Origin of the sequence: Pseudomonas sp. BN515 (genome assembly GCF_029873155.1) — a bacterium.
Lineage (GTDB): Bacteria > Pseudomonadota > Gammaproteobacteria > Pseudomonadales > Pseudomonadaceae > Metapseudomonas.
Genome location: NZ_SSOH01000010.1, coordinates 22,152 through 39,830, shown reverse-complemented (window position 1 = coordinate 39,830; position 17,679 = coordinate 22,152). Strand labels below are relative to the sequence as shown.

Here is a 17,679-nt window from a genome sequence, read left to right as displayed (position 1 = left end):
GTATAAGGAAAACGAATCTTGCTGATCTCTCATTAGGAAAACTGATTTGTTCGACTACAAGTTGCTATCCGCCCTGGCGGCCGTGGTGGAGCAGGGTGGTTTCGAGCGTGCAGCCCAGTTGCTGGGGCTGTCACAGTCCGCGGTGTCGCAGCGCATCAAATTGCTGGAGGCGCGGGTTGGCCAGCCGGTATTGGTGCGTGCCACCCCGCCGGCTCCCACCGAGGTGGGCACCCGCCTGCTCAACCACGTGCAGCAGGTGCGCCTGCTGGAGCGCGACCTGCAACGCCAGGTGCCGGCCCTGGAAGAAGGCGGCTTGCCGGAACGTCTGCGCATCGCCCTCAACGCCGACAGCCTGGCCACCTGGTGGGCTGTGGCCGTGGGGGACTTCTGCGCCGAGCAACGGGTGCTGATGGAATTGGTGATGGAAGACCAGGAGGTGGGTCTTAAGCGCATGCGCGCCGGCGAGGTCGCGGCCTGTGTCTGCGCCGCCGAGCGCCCGGTGGCCGGGGCACGCAGCCTGCCGCTGGGCGCCATGCGCTATCGCGCGCTGGCCAGCCCAGCCTTCATCGAACGGCATTTCCCCAAGGGGGTGACGCCCCGGGCTCTGGCCCGCTCACCGGCCATCGTCTTCGGCCCGGATGACTTGCTGCAGCATCGCTACCTGGCGGCGCTGGGCGTTGAGGGTGGTTTCGTCCATCACCTGTGCCCCTCTTCCGAGGGCTTCGTGCGCCTGGCCGAAGGTGGATTGGGTTGGGGGCTGGTGCCCGAGCAGCAAGTGGGAGCGCAATTGGCGCGGGGCGAGTTGCAGGAACTGATTCCTGACCGCCCCATCGATGTGCCGCTCTATTGGCACCACTGGCGCCACGGCGGCGAGCTGCTCGGCCTGCTCACCGACCATCTGGCAGCCGCAGCGAGCCGCTGGCTGGTGCCCTTGTCCTCGCAATGACAACGGTGCGGTGGATGGGGGCTGTCTGTAGGGTGCGCCGCGCGCACCAGCGGCATAAGGCTTCTGACGCTGAACCGGTGCGCATGGCGCACCCTACGTACCGGACGCTCAGGTGATGCGGATGGAGCCGGAACCCGGCAATTGCTCCACGCAGCGCTCCCCCATCAGCCGCGAAGGCGTGAAATAGCCGCCTTCACCCTGGTAATCCAGCAGATGGCGCACCGTATGGAGCACGCCGTGCACCGTCACCTGGTAGCCGTTGGCGGTTTCCAGATGCGCGACGCGGCGCTCCCCGGCGGCGTTGCGCACCTCGCCCCAGACCCAGGTGGGGCGTCGCAGGCGGGTGGTTTCGTCCGGCCCCGCAACGTTCCGGGTCACCAGCCCCTTCAACTTGGCCTGCATCCAGTCGCCGGCCAGCAGGCTGCGCAGCGGGTCGATCAGGCGCATGCCCAATGCCACGGCGGCCGGGGCCGGCAGGTAGACCTCGATATTGGGAATGCCGGTGGAATAGAAGGCCGTGGCCACGTCGCCCCAGGGAATGGTCACGGCGGATTTCGCGCCGCGGCCGAAGTCGATCTCGCGGCGACGGTGCCCCAGCGGTACCGGACGCAACCGGCCGTTCTCCCGTACCTGGCCGCCCAGGGCCAGCCCCTCGATGCTGGTCTTGGCGGTGCCGGGGGACAACCCGCTGTCGGAGTCGAAGCCGAGCGCCAGGTGCGTGGCGTCGGGCAGAGCGGTCTTGAGGCAGGCCGCCACACAGTCGGTGGGAATGACGTCGAAGCCCGCGCCGGGGCAGATCACGATGCCGGCTTTGCGCGCCGCCGCGTCCTGGGCGTGGGCGAGGGCGAACACCGTGATCTCGCCGGTGATGTCCAGGTAATGCGCTCCGCTGGCGAGGCAGGCCTGGATCATCGGCGTGCTGGTGGCCGAGAAAGGGCCGGCGCAGTGGGCGACCACAGAGACGCCTTCCAGGCGCTCTGCGGCGTGGGCCGGGTCGTCCAGGTCGAAAACCCGTGTCGGCAGGCCGAGGCGACTGCCCAGGGCTTCCAGCCGGGCCGGGTCGCGACCGGCGAGGATTGGCGTCAGGCCTTGTTGCAGGGCGTGCTCGGCCACCAGTTGGCCGGTGTAGCCGTAGGCGCCATAGATCATCCAGGTCTTGGTGTTCACTGCGCGGTTCCTTGGCGGTGGATTCGCAGACAAAGGTAGCCCACGGCGTTCGTTCGGGCGGGAACGATGGAAGGGGATTGCGTTCAGAGTCGTTCTATTGGCTCGCGACGCCACCCCTGGCTGGTGCCCGGGCTGCTAGAGTCGCGGGCATCACGACGCATGGCAGGGGACCATAGATGAAGATTCTGGTGACGGGGGCGAGTGGGTTCATCGGCGGACGCTTCGCGCGTTTCGCCCTGGAGCAGGGACTCGACGTGCGGGTGAACGGCCGCCGTCCGGAAGGCGTGGAGCATCTGGTCAAGCGCGGTGCCGAATTCATCCAGGGCGACCTGTCGGACCCGGAGCTGGTGCTGGGCCTGTGCGATGACGTCGATGCAGTGGTGCATTGCGCTGGCGCCGTGGGCGTCTGGGGCAAGTACGAGCACTTCCACCAGGCCAACGTGCAGGTCACCGAGAACGTGTTGGAAGCCTGCCTGAAGCAGCGGGTGCGGCGCCTGGTGCACCTGTCGTCCCCCTCGGTCTACTTCGACGGCCGCTCCCATGTGGGCATTCGCGAAGAGCAGGTCCCCAAACGCTTCTCCGACCACTACGGCGCCACCAAGTACCTGGCCGAGCAGAAGGTCTTCGCCGCCGAGGAGTTCGGTCTGGAAGTCATCGCCTTCCGCCCGCGCTTCGTCACCGGTGCCGGTGACACCAGCATCTTCCCGCGGCTGATCGCCATGCAGCGCAAGGGCCGCCTGAAAATCATCGGCAACGGCCTGAACAAGGTCGATTTCACCAGCGTGCAGAACCTCAACGACGCCCTGCTCAGCGGCCTGCTGGCCACCGGCCCGGCGCTGGGGCAGGTCTACAACATCAGCAATGGCCAGCCGGTGCCGATCTGGGACGTCATCAACTATGTGTTTCGCAAGTTGGGTGTGCAGCAGGTGAATCGCCACGTTCCCTATGGCCTGGCCTACAGCGCCGCGCTGGTGAACGAGTCCGTCTGCCGGATTCTGCCGGGCCGGCCGGAACCGTCGCTCTATCGGCTGGCCGTGGCGGTGATGGCCAAGGACTTCTCCCTGGACATCAGCCGTGCCCGGCAATACCTGGAGTACGAGCCGCGGGTGAATGTGTGGACGGCGCTGGACGAGTTCTGCGCCTGGTGGGGCGCCCAGCAGCCTTAGCCACGCAGCGGGCCGGCGTACTGGGTGTATTTGCGCACCAGTTCTTCCTCACTGAGGACCGCCGGCTTCAGGCGTACGCCGGTAAGGGTGCTGAGATGTTCACCGAGCTCACGGGTGGCGTCGCGATGGGATTCGGCGCAGGCGTTGAGCATGGACAGGATGGCGTCGGGCTGGCTGAGACGGATATCCACAGCCTGTTCTTCACGAAGCTGGCGCCGCAGGGTCTGCATGCAATCCAGCACAGCCTTGGTCAATTCCATTCCTTCTTCCCCCATGGTCGAAGAGTGCTCCGTTCCTTCCTGGCGAACGGTCCGGAGCCAGACGGAGCCATCGGCTCCGGATGGTGATTTCCTGGCATGGCCCCGTGCCGGGGCTGGCATCTTGCTAGCAAGCCCCGTACCAGGCCGGAAGGCCCGGAACTGCGGGGCTCTGGCGTGGTCAATCGAGTGGCGTCGCCCCTGTGCGGTGCAGCCCGCACTGCCATGGCGCGACGCTGAAGACCGCCGTGCGAACCGGTATACTTCCGGCCATTCGCGGTTCTGCGTTTCTCTCCAAAGGTCCCCCCATGCGCAATGACGCTCTCGATGAATTGGATGATGTTCCCAGCCTGACCACCGATGCCCGTGATCGCGACGAGTTCGGCCATCACCCGGCGGCCGAGCCGCTGCACCGTCACACCAATGGCTATACCACGCCCGCCCCGGCGCCCAAGGCCGCCAGCACCGGTCCGCTCTGGGCCCTGGTGGTTGCCCTGGTCGTCGCCCTCTGCGGCCTGGGCTGGTGGAGCTTCCAGCAGATCAGCCTGATGGAGCAGCAATTGGTCGCCACCCAGGAAAGTTTCGCCCGTATCAGCGAAGAGGCCGCCGGCCGGATCCAGGACATTTCCGGCAAGGTGGTCGCCACCGAATCCAACATCACCACCGGCAACGAGTCCGTGAAGCTGCAGCTCAAGCAGCTCCAGGCCAAGGTGATCGAACTGTCCAAGCAGCAGCAAGCCGCGAATGTCCAATTGGGCACCCAGGGCAAGCGCGTCGACCAGCTGTCCGCTGACGTCAAGACCGCCCAGGGCGCCGCAGCCCAGTTGGGCAGCCAGTTGAATGGCAAGGTCGACGGTCTGGCTGCCGAGCAGGTCAAGCTGAAGGCCGCCCAGGGCGACATGGCTCAACTCGACAGCCGTCTGAAGGGTTTGGGCAGCGATGTGGAAGCGCTGAAGAAACAAGGCAACCCGAACCAGGCGATCAAGAGCCTGGAGCAGGACCTGCTCGTACTGCGTAGCGAGTTGGACAACCGTCCGGCACCCTCCCAGGGCGCCAGCACCGCCGAGTTCGATGCCTTCCGCGCACAGATGACCCGCAACATCAGCACCCTGCAGAGCCAGGTGCAGAACCTGCAGCAACAGATCAACATGCGCTGAGGTCAGTGCTTCAACGAAAAAGCCCCCGGATTCGGGGGCTTTTCTTTTATGGGGGACAGCCTCAGAGCGTGCTGTCCGCCTCGGGCATCAGCCGGCAGCCCTGGTGCGGGCTGACCCACGCCGCTGTGTTGCTGCGGCCCAGGCCGCTGGCGGTTACGCGCTTGTGCTCGGCGTCGTCGAGGAAAGCGCTGGTGGGTACGTACTGTTTCACGTAGCCCTGGCAGTAGTCGGCCGGGTTGCCCATCACGTAGCGGCAGGAGCAGTACTCCTTGGCGGTGTAGGCGCTGATGATGCCGGGGAAGGCGGCCAGGTGCTGGCGGTTCTGCCAGGCCGTGGCGGCCAACAGGATGAGCGCCAGCACGAGAAGGCTGAGCACGGGACGACGGGCGATCACGGCTGCACCTCCGGGGTGAATGCGGACAGGGCCAGCTTGAGGAAGTCGTTGTGGCGGTAGCTGCCGTCGCGGTCATCGGCGTAGCGCACGATCACCAGCTTCTGGCTGGGCAGCACGTAGAGTGCCTGGCCCCAGTGGCCGAGGGCGGCAAAGGCGTCTTCCGGGGCGTCCGGCCAGGGCTTGGCGGCGCCTTGCACCTGGCTGTTCAACCACCAGTGGCCACCCGGCACGGCTTCGCCCGGCTTGGCCGGGTCGGGTCGGTAATTGGCGAAGGGCTTGCGATTGAAGGCGACCCAGTCCGATGGCAGCAATTGGCGCTCGTTCCAGCGGCCATCGCGCTGCATCAGCAGGCCGACGCGGGCCAGGTCACGGGCGGTGAGGTAGGAGTAGGAAGAGCCGACGTAGGTGCCGGCGGCATCGGTTTCCCACACTGCCGACCGGATGCCCAGAGGCTCGAACAGGGCGGTCCAGGGATATTCCGCGTAGGCCTGCTCGCCCACTATTCCGCGCAGGGCGGCGGACAGCACATTGGAGTCTCCGCTGGAGTAGCGGAAGCGTTTGCCGGGCACGGCATCCAGCGGGTGCTCGGCGGCGAAGGCGGCCATGTCGCCGCGACCACGGGTGTAGAGCATGGCCACCACCGAGGATTTCAGCGGCGCGTACTCATAGTCCTCCTGCCAGGCAAGGCCGGAAGCCCAGTGCAGCACGTCATCGAGGCGGACGTTGGCGTGGCTGGTGAACGCCGGGTAGTAGCGCGCCACCGGCTCGTCCAGCTTGAAGCGTCCTTCGCCATAGGCGACGCCGAGCACGGAGGCCAGCAAGCTCTTGCTTACCGACCAGGTGAGGTGCGGCGTCTCGGCCTTGGTGGGACCGGCGTAATGCTCGTAGATGAGTTCGCCGTCGCGGATCACCACCACGGCGTCGGTGCGCACGCCCTTGCGTTCGTTGTCATCGCGCTGGGGAAAGGCGTAGCGCTCGAAGGCCTGGACTGCGGCACCGCTGGGTGCGGGGCCTTGTTGCCAGTCCGTGGCGGGCCAGGTTTCAGCCTGGGCCAGACTGGCCACAAGACCGAGCGCCAGGGCCAGCGGGCGAAGGAGGGGGAGGGGCATTGGTCGGCCTCTTCTGCTTATCGAAGGGCGCAACCTAGCACGGTCCGCGTGACGGTAAATAGCGCCGAACGTGCCGGCTGGTGGGGCTATTCGGCGCGTTACGTCAGTTCAACGTGGCAGCCGGTAGTCGTCCGGCCCGAGGAGGTCGATGCCGCACTCCAGGTTCTCGATCCAGTAGAGGAAGGCGCTGATCATTTCCTTGCCGACGAAGGGCCGGCCGTGTTGCGGGACGATCATCTCCACGTCCATGCCGCGCACCATGGAGGCCCAGAGTCGGCAGACCTTGTTGCTGGCCATGTAGCGGCGATGGAAGCCTTCCATGTTCGGCACATGGTTGACGAAGTCGCGCACCGGCGTGGCGTCTTCCACCAGCGATGCACCCATGTCGCCGGAAAAGAGGATGCGGCTGGTCGGGTCATACACCTGGAAATTGCCCACCGAGTGGAGGAAGTGCGCAGGCACCGCCTTCAGCTGACAGCGGCCCAGGGTGATGGACTGGCCGCGGTCGGGCAGGGCGATGATGCGGTCGTAGGTGGAGATGCCGTGGCTGATGGCCAGGTAGTTGGCGGTCAGGTGCGGCAGGAAGCGCGCCCAGAGCTTGGAGCAGATCACCTTCGCGCGGGTGTGCAGCAGCCATTTGTCCAGGGAGGCGATGATGTCCGGGTCCTGGTGGGAGGCGAAGATGTAGGTCAGGTCCTGCACCGGAATGTGCTTGGACAGTTCCAGCGACAGCGGGGTGTAGGTCAGGTCGCCGCCCGGGTCCAGCAGCAGGTACTGCTCGTTGTCGGTAATCAGGAACTGGTTGGACTGCACGCCGTCGCCGCTGACCAGATCGTCGAACATCAGGCATTGGTGGGAGCCGTTGTCGAACAGCACGATGGGTTCGCGACGCATGGAAACCTCTGTAGGAAAAGCGACGCGCAGATGTAAGGCATTTCCCTCAGGTACACCCTGACGTGGATCAAGGCACGGACTGTAGGAGCGAATTCATTCGCGAAGGACAGCGTAGCTGTCCGTATGCATCAGCCCGCACGACCGCCCTTCAGTCCGTATCGCGAATGAATTCGCTCCTACACGCATGCAGATCGCAATCAGGCCATGCCAAGCGCCGCGAGGGCTTTCTCCAGCCGCTTCGCCCTCGGTCCGCTGGCGATCTCCAGCACGCCCTGGTCGCGTTTCCAGAGATTCGCCCATTCCTCCGGTCCGCCGGCGAAGGCGGCGTCCAGTTCCGGCTTGATCGCCTTGAACTGGGCGAAGAGGGCGGCCAGCAGGAGGTGCATGGCCGGTGCCGTGGCGCATTGGCGGGAGACGTCCGCCGCGCCGCTGAGCAACGCCAGCAGGCGCAATTGCAGGTCCTGGGGCCAGGCGTTGTCGCGGCCCACGCCGTACAGCCAGGCCACCAGTGCGGCGAGGACGTGGAGGTCTTCGATACTGCGGAACGGCTTTACGTAGGCGTCCCAGCCATCGCCGGCCAGGCGCTCGCAATGGGCGCCTTCCAGATGCAGGCGTGCATGGGGGACGTCGGGCATCAGCGGCAGCGGTTTGAGCTGCTCGACGCGCACACCCGGGGCGCCGTTGCGCACCACGGTCAGGGCCAGGCGCGGCGATTCGCCGCCGGCTTCCTCGCGGGCCGCCACCAGCAGCCAGTCGGCGGCATTTCCGGCGGTGACGAAGTCCTTGCGTCCAGCGAGGCTGAGGCCGCTCAGGCGGGTCTGCATGTCCGCCGGACGTACGCTGCGGTTCTCGGTCACGCACAGCGCGCCCAGGCTCTGAGGCGCCGAAGGCCAGAGCAGGCGCAGGGCGCCCTGGTAGCCGGCGAGGAACGCGAGCCCGGGCGTGGCGGCCAGCTTGCCGCCAAGCACTGCCAGTTCGAAGGGCGTCACCTCGCCCAGGCGGTCGAGCAGGGCGCCGTACCAGTCATCCAGCGGTTGGCCGGAGGGCTGGCGGGCAGTGGCTTCGAACAGGCGTTGCCAGGGCATTGAAGGCTCCTCGAGGGGGATGGGGGCGTGGCTGCGGGATGTCAGCGGCCCCATGTCATACAAGCATCATCGGATCGTCATGGGGGTGACACCGGGTCTACCTAGCCTGAGCTTGCACAACAAGATCGTCCGGCTGCAACCGGGATCTAGCCGGCCAACGGAGGCTTATTCATGACTCAGATCGCCATGACCCGCGACAGCGTCGCACCCAACGGGAAAAGCCCTCGCCGTCTCCAGGCCGAGCGTCTGGAAGGCATTGCTGCGTTGCGTGAGGCGCAGGCCCTGCGTTTTCGAGTGTTCAGCGCCGAGTTCGACGCCAAGCTGCAGGGCGCCGAGTTCGGTCTCGATATGGATGACTACGATCCGCACTGCCAGCACATCGGCGTGCGCGACCTGGACAGCGGCGAGCTGGTCGCCACCACCCGCCTGCTCGATCACCACGCCGCCCGTGACCTTGGCCGCTTCTACAGCGAAGAGGAATTCAGCCTCCACGGCCTCGGCGAGCTGCAAGGCCCGGTGCTGGAAATCGGCCGCACCTGCGTCGACCCGGCCTACCGCAATGGCGCCACCATCGCCGTGCTCTGGGGTGAACTGGCTGAAGTGCTGAACCAGGGCGGCTACCGCTATCTGATGGGCTGCGCCAGCATCCCGATGCAGGACGGCGGCATCCAGGCACAGGCCATCATGCAGCGCCTGCGCGAGCGTCATCTGTGCACCGAATACCTGCGCGCGGAGCCGAAGAACCCGCTGCCGGTGCTGGAGCTGCCGGGCAACGTGATCGCCGAGATGCCGCCGCTGCTCAAGGCCTACATGCGCCTGGGCGCGAAGATCTGTGGCGAGCCGTGCTGGGACCCGGACTTCCAGGTGGCCGACGTGTTCATCCTGCTCAAGCGCGACGAGCTTTGCCCGCGCTACGCCCGTCACTTCAAGGCTGCGGTCTGAGGCTGGGCATGCTGAAGTCCGTACGTTTCTACGCCCGCGTCGCCCGCCTGCTGGCAGTGATCGGCCTCGGCTTGTCGCTGGCGGTGTGGGTTGGCGTGCTGGAACGCCTGGGGCGTCGTGATCTGATGGCCACCCGGCAGCGCCTGACCCGCTGGTTCCTCGCTCGCCTGGCTGGCGCGCTGCCGTTTCGCGTGCGGGTCGTTGGCCGGGTGCCGGAGCAGCCCATGCTCTGGGTGAGCAACCACGTGTCCTGGACCGATATCCCGCTGCTCGGCGCCGTGGCGCCGCTGTCCTTCCTGTCCAAGGCTGAGGTGCGTGCCTGGCCGGTGGCCGGTTGGCTGGCGCACAAGGCGGGCACCCTGTTCATTCGCCGTGGTTCGGGGGATAGCGGCCTGGTCGGCCAGCAGCTCGCCCGCCACCTCGGGGATGGGCGCCACCTGCTGATCTTCCCGGAAGGCACCACCACCGACGGCAGCCTGCTGAAGACGTTCCACAGCCGCCTGCTCACCAGCGCCGTGGAAACCCAGGTACCGGTGCAGCCGGTGGCGATCCGTTATCAGCGCGATGGCCAGCGCGACGAAATCGCGCCCTTCATCGGTGAGGACGACCTGCTCTCGCACCTGGTGCGCCTGTTGCGCAGCGATCTGGCCGACGTGGAAATCCAGCTGCTCGAGCCGGTTGCCAGCCAGGGGCTGACCCGTACCGTGCTGAGCCAGAAAGCAAAGAGCGCCGTGCAACTGGCGCTCTTCGGTGAGGTGGAAGACGAGGCTCTGGCCGCCTGAGGGTGGTCAGGCCTTATTCGTTTCCGGCCAGTGGATCGGCGGCACTGTGAGGATGTCGCAGTCCAGCTCGCGCATGGCGGCATCCGCCACGCTGCCGATCAGCACCCGTTTCATCCCCGTCAGTCCACGCGTGCCCATCACCACCAGGTCGACGGGTTCGCGGTCCAGCACTCGGCGCAATGCGGTCATTGGCTGGCCTTCCTCGATCAGGCGCTGGTCGATGAGGGCGCCCAGTTCTTCCTTGAGCAGGAACTCATCCAGCGCGGCGGTCGCCCGGCGGCGCTCATCGGCGGCGTAGTCGCCCGGAATCGTCCCGGCCCCTGCGCCAGCCGCCAGCAGCATGGCGCCACCCAGCGGGTCGAAAGCGTGCAGCGCCTTGGCGCCGGATTTCGGGATCAGACCCAGCTCGTGGGCGGCGCGCACGGCCTGGGCGGAAGCCGGAGAGCAATCCAGGGCCAGCAGCGGCATCAGGTAGTCGTCTTCGGCGGCCCTGTTCACCAGCAGGATCGGCACGTGACTGGTGCGGACCAGGCGTTCCAGGGTGGTCCCGACGAAGATGTCGCGCAGTGGGTTCTTGCGATGGCTGCCAACCACCAGCAGGTCGATGTTGGCCCAGCGGGTGCAGTCGGCGATGTGCTTGGCCGGGTCACCCACCTCCACCCAGATTTCCGGCGTGCGGCCGGCGAGTTCGGTGAAGAAGTCCACTTGCTCATTGAGGTAGCGGCGGACCTGCTCGACTTCCAGTTCGATCCGCAGCTGCGGCTGGTCTTCGTCGACCACATGGAGGATGAACCAGGGACAGTCGAACTGCCGAACCAGGCGCGCCGCGCGTCGCAAGGCGCGGTCGGAGCGGTTGGAAAGGTCGGTCGCCAGCATCAGCGCGTTCATCGGGCACCTCCAGTGTGTGTGGTTCTGACGCCATTCCACTGCAGGTGTAGGAAATTTCCTTTGATACAGGTCAACCGATATTGGGCTGGGCTCCCGCGAAGTGCTGGAGCTGTGGATAGAACTGACGGAAGTCATCGAACAGGGGCCGATACAGCGCCTCCAGCTCGGCCATCGCACCGTCCAGCGCTTCCGGCCGCGAGATGCGCCGCGCCATGCCGGCGATGACCAGCTCCAGGGTCTCGAACTCCCTGTAGCTGCCGAGCCAGTCCTGCTCGGCCATGCGCGGGGCGATCAGCGCCAGGCGGCCGGGCAGTGCGGGCTCGTTGACCAGCACGTCGTAGACATGGCGGGTGAAGGTATCCAGCGGTTCGGCGGAGTAACGCTCCCAGTCGCGGGCCAGGCAGTGGTCGAAGAAGACGTCCAGCAGGATGCCGGCGAAGCGCCGCCGCTCGCTGGGGAAACGCAGCTTGGCCTGGGTGATCAGAGGGTGGCTGTCGGTGAAGGCGTCGATGCGCCTGTGCAGGCGGATGCCGGCTTCGATGTCCGCCGGCCAGCGCCCGGCCAGCGGCCCTTTGACGAAGTCGCCATAGAGGCTGCCGAGCAGTTGCGCCGGCTGCGAGCCGCCGAGATGGAGGTGAGCGAGGTAGTTCATTGGCGGAGCTTAACCCAGAGTCGGTTTTATCATGGCGGTCGATGATGACTATCGGCACAAACGATCCCGTATCGCTCTTTCTCGATATAAAGTTCGTTCCATCTCGATATACGAATCCACGGCCATGAGCACATCCATCGACCTCGACGAAATCATCAAGGCACTCGCCAATCCCGTCCGGCGGGAGATGCTGCAGTGGCTCAAGGACCCGGAGAAGTACTTCGTCGAGCAGGACCACCCATTCGAAATCGGCGTCTGCGCCGGTAAGTTCGACCAGCGCTGCGGGCTGTCCCAGTCCACCGTCTCGGCGCACCTGGCGACCTTGCAGCGCGCCGGCCTGGTAACGAGCCGCAAGGTGGGCCAATGGAACTTCTTCAAACGCAATGAAGCCGTCATCGCTGAATTCCTTCGCCAGATGAGCGACGAGCTGTAACTGCAGCACCTGCCTACAACCCGAAACTTCCCAGGAGCAGGCCCAATGCCTACTGCGCTTCTCGTCCTCGCCTTGTCCGCGTTTGCGATAGGCACCACTGAATTCGTCATCATGGGCCTGCTGCCCGAGGTGGCCAGCGATCTCGGCGTGTCCATTCCTGGCGCCGGCTGGCTGGTCACCGGCTACGCCCTGGGCGTGGCCATCGGCGCACCGTTCATGGCGATGCTCACCTCGAAGTTGCCGCGCAAGCGCGCCCTGCTGGCGCTGATGGGGGTATTCATCATCGGCAACCTGCTTTGCGCCATCGCCGCCAACTACGGCCTGCTGATGCTGGCGCGGGTCGTCACCGCACTCTGCCACGGCGCCTTCTTCGGTATCGGCTCGGTGGTTGCCGCCAGCCTGGTGCCGGCCAACCGCAAGGCGTCGGCCGTCGCTCTGATGTTCACCGGACTGACCCTGGCCAACGTGCTCGGCGTGCCCCTGGGCACCGCCCTGGGCCAGGTCGCTGGCTGGCGTTCGACTTTCTGGGCGGTGACCCTGATCGGCATCGCTGCGCTGATCGGCCTCTGGCGGGTACTGCCGCGCCAGGATGACGAGGAGGCCACCGATATCCGCGCCGAGTTCGCCGCCCTGCGCGGTGCCGGGCTGTGGTTGGCGCTGTCCACCACCGTGCTGTTCTCCGCCGCGGTGTTCTGCATCTTCACCTACGTTGCGCCGCTGCTCGGCGAAGTGACCGGCGTTTCGCCCCGTGGCGTGACCTGGAGCCTGCTGCTGATCGGCCTGGGCCTGACCCTGGGCAACGTGATCGGTGGCCGCCTGGCGGACTGGAAGCTGGCACAGACGCTGATGGGCGTGTTCGTCGCCCTGGCCGTCGCCTCCAGCGTCCTGACCTGGACCAGCGCAAGCCTGATTCCCACGGAGATCACCCTGTTCCTCTGGGCCACGGCCGCCTTCGCCGCGGTGCCTGCCCTGCAGGTCAATGTGGTGAATTTCGGCAGCGACGCCCCGAACCTGGTTTCCACCCTGAACATCGGCGCCTTCAACGTGGGCAATGCCCTCGGCGCCTGGGTCGGTGGCCTGGTCATCAGCCACGGATTCGGCCTCACCAGTGTTCCCCTGGCCGCTGCGGTACTGGCGATCCTCGCCCTGCTAGCGACCCTGCTCACCTTCAGCAACCGTAATCCCGAGCTGCAAGCGGCTCTCGACTGACCCGAGGTAAATGACATGCCCACGCTCTTCGACCCGATCAAGATTGGCGACCTGGAACTTTCCAACCGCATCATCATGGCGCCGCTTACCCGCTGCCGCGCCGACGAGGGCCGCGTGCCCAACGCGCTGATGGCCGAGTACTACACCCAGCGCGCGACAGCCGGGCTGATCATCAGTGAAGCCACTTCCGTCACGCCGCTCGGCGTCGGCTACCCGGATACCCCCGGCATCTGGTCCGACGAGCAGGTGAAGGGCTGGAGCAATATCACCAAGGCGGTGCACGCCAACGGCGGCAAGATCGTCCTGCAGCTGTGGCACGTGGGCCGTATCTCCGACCCGAGCTACCTGGATGGCGAAGCGCCGGTGGCACCCAGCGCCATCGCTGCCAAAGGCCACGTCAGCCTGCTGCGTCCGCTGCGTGACTATCCGGTGCCGCGCGCCCTGGAAACCGAAGAGATCGCCGACATAGTCGACGCCTACCGCATTGGTGCCGAAAACGCCCAGGCCGCCGGTTTCGATGGTGTGGAAATCCACTCCGCCAACGGCTACCTGCTGGACCAGTTCCTTCAGGACGGCACGAACAAGCGCACCGACCAGTACGGCGGCTCCATCGAGAACCGTGCCCGCCTGCTGCTGGAAGTCACCGATGCCGCGATCAAGGTGTGGGGCGCTGGCCGCGTGGGCGTGCACCTGTCGCCGCGTGCCGACTCCCACGACATGGGCGACTCCGACCTGGCCGGTACCTTCGGCTATGTCGCCCGTGAATTGGGCAAGCGTGGCGTGGCTTTCATCTGCGCCCGTGAGAAGGAAGGCGAGGACAGCCTGACGCCCGCGCTGAAGGAAGCCTTCGGTGGGGTGTTCATCGCCAACGAGCGCTTCACCAAGGCCAGTGCCAGTGCCTGGCTGGAAAGTGGCAAGGCCGATGCCGTGGCCTTCGGCATTCCCTTCATCGCCAACCCCGACCTGCCCGAGCGCCTGCGCCAGGATGCACCGCTGAACGAACCGCGCCCCGAGCTGTTCTACGCCAAGGGCCCGGTGGGCTACATCGACTACCCACGCCTGTAACGCGCGGTCGTCCAGGAAGAAGCCCCGTGCCGCAAGGCCGGGGCTTTTTCGTTTCGGGCTGGAATGGACCGGGTGCTTGTAGGGGCGAATTCATTCGCCATGGGCTTCGGGTCTGTGGGAGCGAATTCATTCGCGATAGGGCTGCGCAGCAACCCATGGGCGTTGAAGGTAGCCCTTCGGGCTGTAATCGCGATTGAAATCGCTCCCACGAGGGCATGGAGGGCTAATCAATTGTTCCCGGCTGCTCTGGCGCCGTGCCCACCAATCGTCTTTCCTCTGGTAGCTTTGCACCCATCGCCGTCCGTCGGGATCGCCCAAGCGGGAACCCGGCGGCGATTCGTGTGACCAATGGAGTCCGGCCGAAGTCTTCCGGCCGTCAGCGACATGCCAAAGGAAGCCCGCATGCACAAATCGATACGCCCCCTCATTGCCCTGCTCGGCGCCCTGGCCCTGCCGGTGCAGGCCAGTTGGTACCTGGACAACGAGTCGTCGCGCATCTCCTTCATCTCCACCAAGGCCGGTAGCATTTCCGAGGTGCACCGCTTCCTCACCCTGCACGGCAAGATCGGCAAGGAGGGCAAGGCGCACTTGCGCGTCGAACTGGAGTCGGTGAGCACCGGGGTTCCGCTGCGTGACCAGCGCCTGCGTGACCAGTTCTTCGAAATCACCAAGTACCCCGAGGCTGAGATCACTGCCCAGCTCGACCTGCGTCCCATCACCGACCTGGCTCCCGGCGCCCAGCTGGAGCTGGGCCTGCCGCTGACGGTGAAGCTTCATGACAAGTCCCAGCAATACCGCGCCGAACTCCTGGCCACGCGCCTGGACGACCATCGCTTCCAGGTGGTGACCCTGGCGCCGCTGGTGCTGCAGGTGGAGGACTTCGGCCTGACCACGGCACTGGACGGCCTGCGCAAGGTGGCCGGCCTGCCCGGCATCAGTCTGTCGGTGCCGGTGGGCGCCGTGCTGATCTTCACGGAGCGCTGATGGGGCAGATCTTCCCCTGGAAGTCCGGCAACCGCTTCGAGCTGTTGATCGACGGCCCTCAGTTCTTTCCGACCATGCTCACGGCCATTGCCCGGGCCGAGCATCAGGTCGCGCTGGAGCTTTACCTGGTGGAAGACGGCCGCTGCAGCCAGGCCCTGGTGGACGCCCTCTGCGTGGCTGCCGTGCGCGGCGTGCGAGTGCGCTGCCTGTTCGATGATTTCGGTTGCCTGAAGCTGGGTGCGGCGCTGCGCGAGCGGCTGGTCGAGGCCGGAGTGATGCTGCAGTTCTACAACCCGCTGCGCTGGCGGCACGGCTTCAGCAACCTGTACCGCGACCACCGCAAGATCCTGGTGGTGGATGATCGCCAGGCGTTCATTGGCGGCACCGGTGCCACCGACGAGTTCTGGGACCCGAGCCAGGAGACCAGCCGCTGGCACGAAGTGATGGTGGCCATCGAGGGGCCGCTGGTGGCGCACTGGCAACTCATCTTCGACTACCAGTGGCTGGCCAACCTCGGCCGCCGCCCCTGGAAACCGGGTGAGGCACCGGGGCTGGCCCACCTGCCACCCTATCCGGCGGTGGGGGAGGGGCTCGGCAGGCTGGCCTACGCCGATGCGAACCAGCACCGCGACATCGTTCAGTCGCTGGTGCGCAGCATTCGCACGGCGCGCAATCGCGTGTGGTTGGCGACGCCCTATTTCCTGCCGAGCTGGAAGGTGCGCCGGGCCCTGATCAAGGCCGCGCGGCGTGGCGTCGAGGTGCGCCTGCTGCTCACCAGTCGGCACACCGACCACCCGCCAGTGCGCTTCGCCGGCCAGCGCTACTACCCGCGCCTGCTGCGTGCCGGGGTGCGGATATTCGAGTACCAGCAGCGCTTCCTGCACCTGAAGATGGTGCTGGCCGATGACTGGGTCAGCGTGGGCTCCTGCAACTTCGACCACTGGAACCTGCGCTTCAACCTGGAAGCCAACCTGGAAGCGCTGGACCCGAACTTCACCCAGGCGGTGGACGCCTGCATGCGCCAGGACTTCTCCGACAGCCGCGAGATCACCATGGACGATTGGCACGCGCGCCCGCTGGTGAAACGCCTGCGCCAGCGCCTGTGGGGCTGGCTGGACCGGCTGGTGGTGAACCTCCTCGATCGTCGCCGTTAGCGGTACGCGACCAGTCGCCGCACTTTCGTCGGGTGCCTGCGGATCAAGGCGGGGCTAGGCTTGCTCCACAACAACAAGAGGGAGTGGCTGCATGGGCCGCCGATACCTGCCGATCCTGCTGCTGTGCGCTGTGCTGGGCGGCTGTTCCACCCCGGGCGCGTTCTTCGGCGCGACCGAAGGGCCTGAGTTCCAGCCGTCCGCACCGAGCGATGGCGAGCACGCACTGGTCTACCTCTATCGCCCGCAAAGCGAATGGGCGGACCAGGAACTGGAAGCTCCCGGCATCTTCCTCAACAACGAACTGATCGGCAGTCTGCCGAGCAACGGCCACCTGGCCCTGGAGTTCGACGCGGCCAGCTACAAGCTGGAAATGCGCCGGCCGCTATTCGGCAGCTACTGGACGCTGTTCGCCGATGGCCCGCTGGATTTCACCCTTATCAGCTCCTTCGCCCTGGAAGCCTCCGCCGGACGCACCTATTACCTGCGCTACGACGAACTGGACCCGCCGCCGAGGAACAGCGAGCAACCCGGTGCCGGCAATGGCCCGCTGCAACTGGTGGAGGAGTCCCTGGGCAGCCAGGAAATCGCCGCCACCCGCCAGGTCCAGCCGAGCCAGCGCGTAGCCGCCAACGGTGAAGTGGTTCGGCCCCAGGTTGGGTTCTGGCGCGGAGTGGGGCGGGCGCTGGACAAGATCGGCATCTGACCCCGCCATCCATCCTGTAGTAGGGGCCTATTACCCGGGCTCGAAGTCTGCCGGGGATAATTGGCTAACCTTTGAAGCCCCGAGGCTTCCAATCCAGGAGGATGAGCAATGGCCGCGAAGAAGATTCTGATGCTGGTCGGCGACTACGCCGAAGACTACGAAACCATGGTGCCCTTCCAGGCCCTGCTCATGGTCGGTCACACGGTACACGCCGTGTGCCCGGACAAGGCCGCCGGACAGACCGTGCGCACCGCCATCCATGATTTTGAGGGCGACCAGACCTACAGCGAGAAGCCGGGGCACAACTTCGCCCTCAACTTCGATTTCGCTAAGGTCCGGGCGGAGGACTACGACGCCCTGTTGATCCCCGGCGGACGCGCCCCCGAATACCTGCGCCTCAACGCCAGGGTGCTGGAGCTGGTGAAGGCCTTCGACCAGGCCGGCAAACCCATCGCCGCCGTCTGCCATGGCGCCCAGTTGCTGGCGGCTGCCGGCGTGCTGGAAGGCCGCGAATGCAGCGCATACCCGGCCTGCGGCCCGGAAGTGAAACTGGCCGGTGGTCAGTACGTGGATATCCCGGTGGACGCCGCCCATACCCAGGGCAATCTGGTGACCGCTCCGGCCTGGCCGGCTCATCCCGCCTGGCTGGCAGGTTTCCTCAAGCTGCTCGGGACGAAGATCGAGCTGTGATC

General features: G+C 66.1%; 20 protein-coding genes. 12 read left to right on the top strand and 8 right to left on the bottom strand.

What is annotated here, in order from left to right; all coding sequences use genetic code 11:
- Nucleotides 1–46 precede the first annotated feature (46 nt).
- The gene (locus E8E91_RS00300; RefSeq protein WP_280374076.1) at nucleotides 47–946 is read left to right on the top strand and encodes a LysR family transcriptional regulator ArgP; all 900 of its coding nucleotides are present in this window, start codon (nucleotides 47–49) and stop codon (nucleotides 944–946) included.
- Nucleotides 947–1,054: 108 nt separating this feature from the next.
- Here E8E91_RS00300 and E8E91_RS00295 read toward each other — a convergent pair whose 3' ends face one another.
- Nucleotides 1,055–2,095 (bottom strand): saccharopine dehydrogenase NADP-binding domain-containing protein, encoded by a 1,041-nt coding sequence (locus tag E8E91_RS00295; RefSeq protein ID WP_280374267.1) that lies wholly within the window; start codon nucleotides 2,093–2,095, stop codon nucleotides 1,055–1,057.
- 194 nt (nucleotides 2,096–2,289) lie between these two features.
- Here E8E91_RS00295 and E8E91_RS00290 point away from each other — a divergent pair, with 194 nt between their 5' ends.
- On the top strand, nucleotides 2,290–3,279 hold the full coding sequence (locus E8E91_RS00290; protein ID WP_280374074.1) for an NAD-dependent epimerase/dehydratase family protein: 990 nt from the start codon (nucleotides 2,290–2,292) through the stop codon (nucleotides 3,277–3,279).
- On the opposite strand, the gene E8E91_RS00285 is transcribed toward E8E91_RS00290, so the two are convergent.
- The gene (locus E8E91_RS00285; RefSeq protein WP_280367894.1) at nucleotides 3,276–3,539 is read right to left on the bottom strand and encodes a hypothetical protein; all 264 of its coding nucleotides are present in this window, start codon (nucleotides 3,537–3,539) and stop codon (nucleotides 3,276–3,278) included. The genes E8E91_RS00290 and E8E91_RS00285 overlap by 4 nt on opposite strands.
- A gap of 305 nt (nucleotides 3,540–3,844) precedes the next feature.
- Here E8E91_RS00285 and E8E91_RS00280 point away from each other — a divergent pair, with 305 nt between their 5' ends.
- A complete protein-coding gene (locus E8E91_RS00280) occupies nucleotides 3,845–4,693 on the top strand; it encodes an ATPase (RefSeq protein WP_280374072.1) in 849 nt (282 codons plus the stop codon).
- A 61-nt stretch (nucleotides 4,694–4,754) separates the two neighbouring features.
- Here E8E91_RS00280 and E8E91_RS00275 read toward each other — a convergent pair whose 3' ends face one another.
- From E8E91_RS00275 to E8E91_RS00260, 4 genes are all read right to left on the bottom strand, one after another.
- The gene (locus E8E91_RS00275) at nucleotides 4,755–5,087 is read right to left on the bottom strand and encodes an amidase (protein WP_280374071.1); all 333 of its coding nucleotides are present in this window, start codon (nucleotides 5,085–5,087) and stop codon (nucleotides 4,755–4,757) included.
- Entirely contained in the window at nucleotides 5,084–6,196 is a 1,113-nt protein-coding gene (locus E8E91_RS00270; protein ID WP_280374069.1) for a serine hydrolase, read from the bottom strand. Before E8E91_RS00270 ends, E8E91_RS00275 begins: the two co-directional genes overlap by 4 nt.
- 108 nt (nucleotides 6,197–6,304) lie before the next feature.
- Entirely contained in the window at nucleotides 6,305–7,090 is a 786-nt protein-coding gene (locus E8E91_RS00265) for an MBL fold metallo-hydrolase (RefSeq protein WP_280374068.1), read from the bottom strand.
- Between the two features lie 197 nt (nucleotides 7,091–7,287).
- Complete coding sequence (locus tag E8E91_RS00260; protein ID WP_280374066.1) at nucleotides 7,288–8,175, bottom strand: acyl-CoA dehydrogenase family protein; 888 nt, start codon at nucleotides 8,173–8,175, stop codon at nucleotides 7,288–7,290.
- Between the two features lie 171 nt (nucleotides 8,176–8,346).
- Here E8E91_RS00260 and olsB point away from each other — a divergent pair, with 171 nt between their 5' ends.
- Nucleotides 8,347–9,117, top strand: coding sequence for an L-ornithine N(alpha)-acyltransferase (gene olsB, locus E8E91_RS00255; protein ID WP_280367909.1), 771 nt, complete (start codon nucleotides 8,347–8,349; stop codon nucleotides 9,115–9,117).
- A gap of 8 nt (nucleotides 9,118–9,125) precedes the next feature.
- Nucleotides 9,126–9,899, top strand: a complete 774-nt coding sequence (locus E8E91_RS00250) for a lysophospholipid acyltransferase family protein (RefSeq protein ID WP_280374064.1) — start codon at nucleotides 9,126–9,128, stop codon at nucleotides 9,897–9,899.
- Nucleotides 9,900–9,905: 6 nt separating this feature from the next.
- Here the strand turns inward: E8E91_RS00250 and E8E91_RS00245 are convergent, their stop codons facing one another.
- Together E8E91_RS00245 and E8E91_RS00240 are read right to left on the bottom strand one after the other, a co-directional pair.
- Nucleotides 9,906–10,787 carry a universal stress protein gene (locus E8E91_RS00245; protein ID WP_280374063.1) on the bottom strand — a complete coding sequence of 294 codons (882 nt, stop codon included), beginning with the start codon at nucleotides 10,785–10,787 and terminating at the stop codon, nucleotides 9,906–9,908.
- 70 nt (nucleotides 10,788–10,857) lie between these two features.
- On the bottom strand, nucleotides 10,858–11,439 hold the full coding sequence (locus E8E91_RS00240) for an ACP phosphodiesterase (protein ID WP_280374061.1): 582 nt from the start codon (nucleotides 11,437–11,439) through the stop codon (nucleotides 10,858–10,860).
- Between the two features lie 124 nt (nucleotides 11,440–11,563).
- On the opposite strand from E8E91_RS00240, the gene E8E91_RS00235 reads away from it, so the two are divergent.
- The 7 genes from E8E91_RS00235 to E8E91_RS00205 all read left to right on the top strand — a co-directional run bounded on the left by E8E91_RS00235 (nucleotide 11,564) and on the right by E8E91_RS00205 (nucleotide 17,677).
- Nucleotides 11,564–11,872, top strand: a complete 309-nt coding sequence (locus E8E91_RS00235; protein WP_280367920.1) for a helix-turn-helix transcriptional regulator — start codon at nucleotides 11,564–11,566, stop codon at nucleotides 11,870–11,872.
- Between the two features lie 45 nt (nucleotides 11,873–11,917).
- On the top strand, nucleotides 11,918–13,081 hold the full coding sequence (locus tag E8E91_RS00230) for an MFS transporter (protein ID WP_280374059.1): 1,164 nt from the start codon (nucleotides 11,918–11,920) through the stop codon (nucleotides 13,079–13,081).
- A 15-nt stretch (nucleotides 13,082–13,096) separates the two neighbouring features.
- Nucleotides 13,097–14,146 (top strand): alkene reductase, encoded by a 1,050-nt coding sequence (locus tag E8E91_RS00225; protein WP_280374057.1) that lies wholly within the window; start codon nucleotides 13,097–13,099, stop codon nucleotides 14,144–14,146.
- A gap of 402 nt (nucleotides 14,147–14,548) precedes the next feature.
- Nucleotides 14,549–15,130 (top strand): YceI family protein, encoded by a 582-nt coding sequence (locus tag E8E91_RS00220; RefSeq protein ID WP_280374055.1) that lies wholly within the window; start codon nucleotides 14,549–14,551, stop codon nucleotides 15,128–15,130.
- Nucleotides 15,127–16,284, top strand: a complete 1,158-nt coding sequence (locus tag E8E91_RS00215; protein WP_280374266.1) for a phosphatidylserine/phosphatidylglycerophosphate/cardiolipin synthase family protein — start codon at nucleotides 15,127–15,129, stop codon at nucleotides 16,282–16,284. Before E8E91_RS00220 ends, E8E91_RS00215 begins: the two co-directional genes overlap by 4 nt.
- 91 nt (nucleotides 16,285–16,375) lie before the next feature.
- Entirely contained in the window at nucleotides 16,376–16,987 is a 612-nt protein-coding gene (locus tag E8E91_RS00210; protein WP_280374053.1) for a DUF2846 domain-containing protein, read from the top strand.
- A gap of 108 nt (nucleotides 16,988–17,095) precedes the next feature.
- Complete coding sequence (locus tag E8E91_RS00205) at nucleotides 17,096–17,677, top strand: DJ-1/PfpI family protein (protein ID WP_280374052.1); 582 nt, start codon at nucleotides 17,096–17,098, stop codon at nucleotides 17,675–17,677.
- The last annotated feature ends 2 nt before the right edge of the window (nucleotides 17,678–17,679 follow it).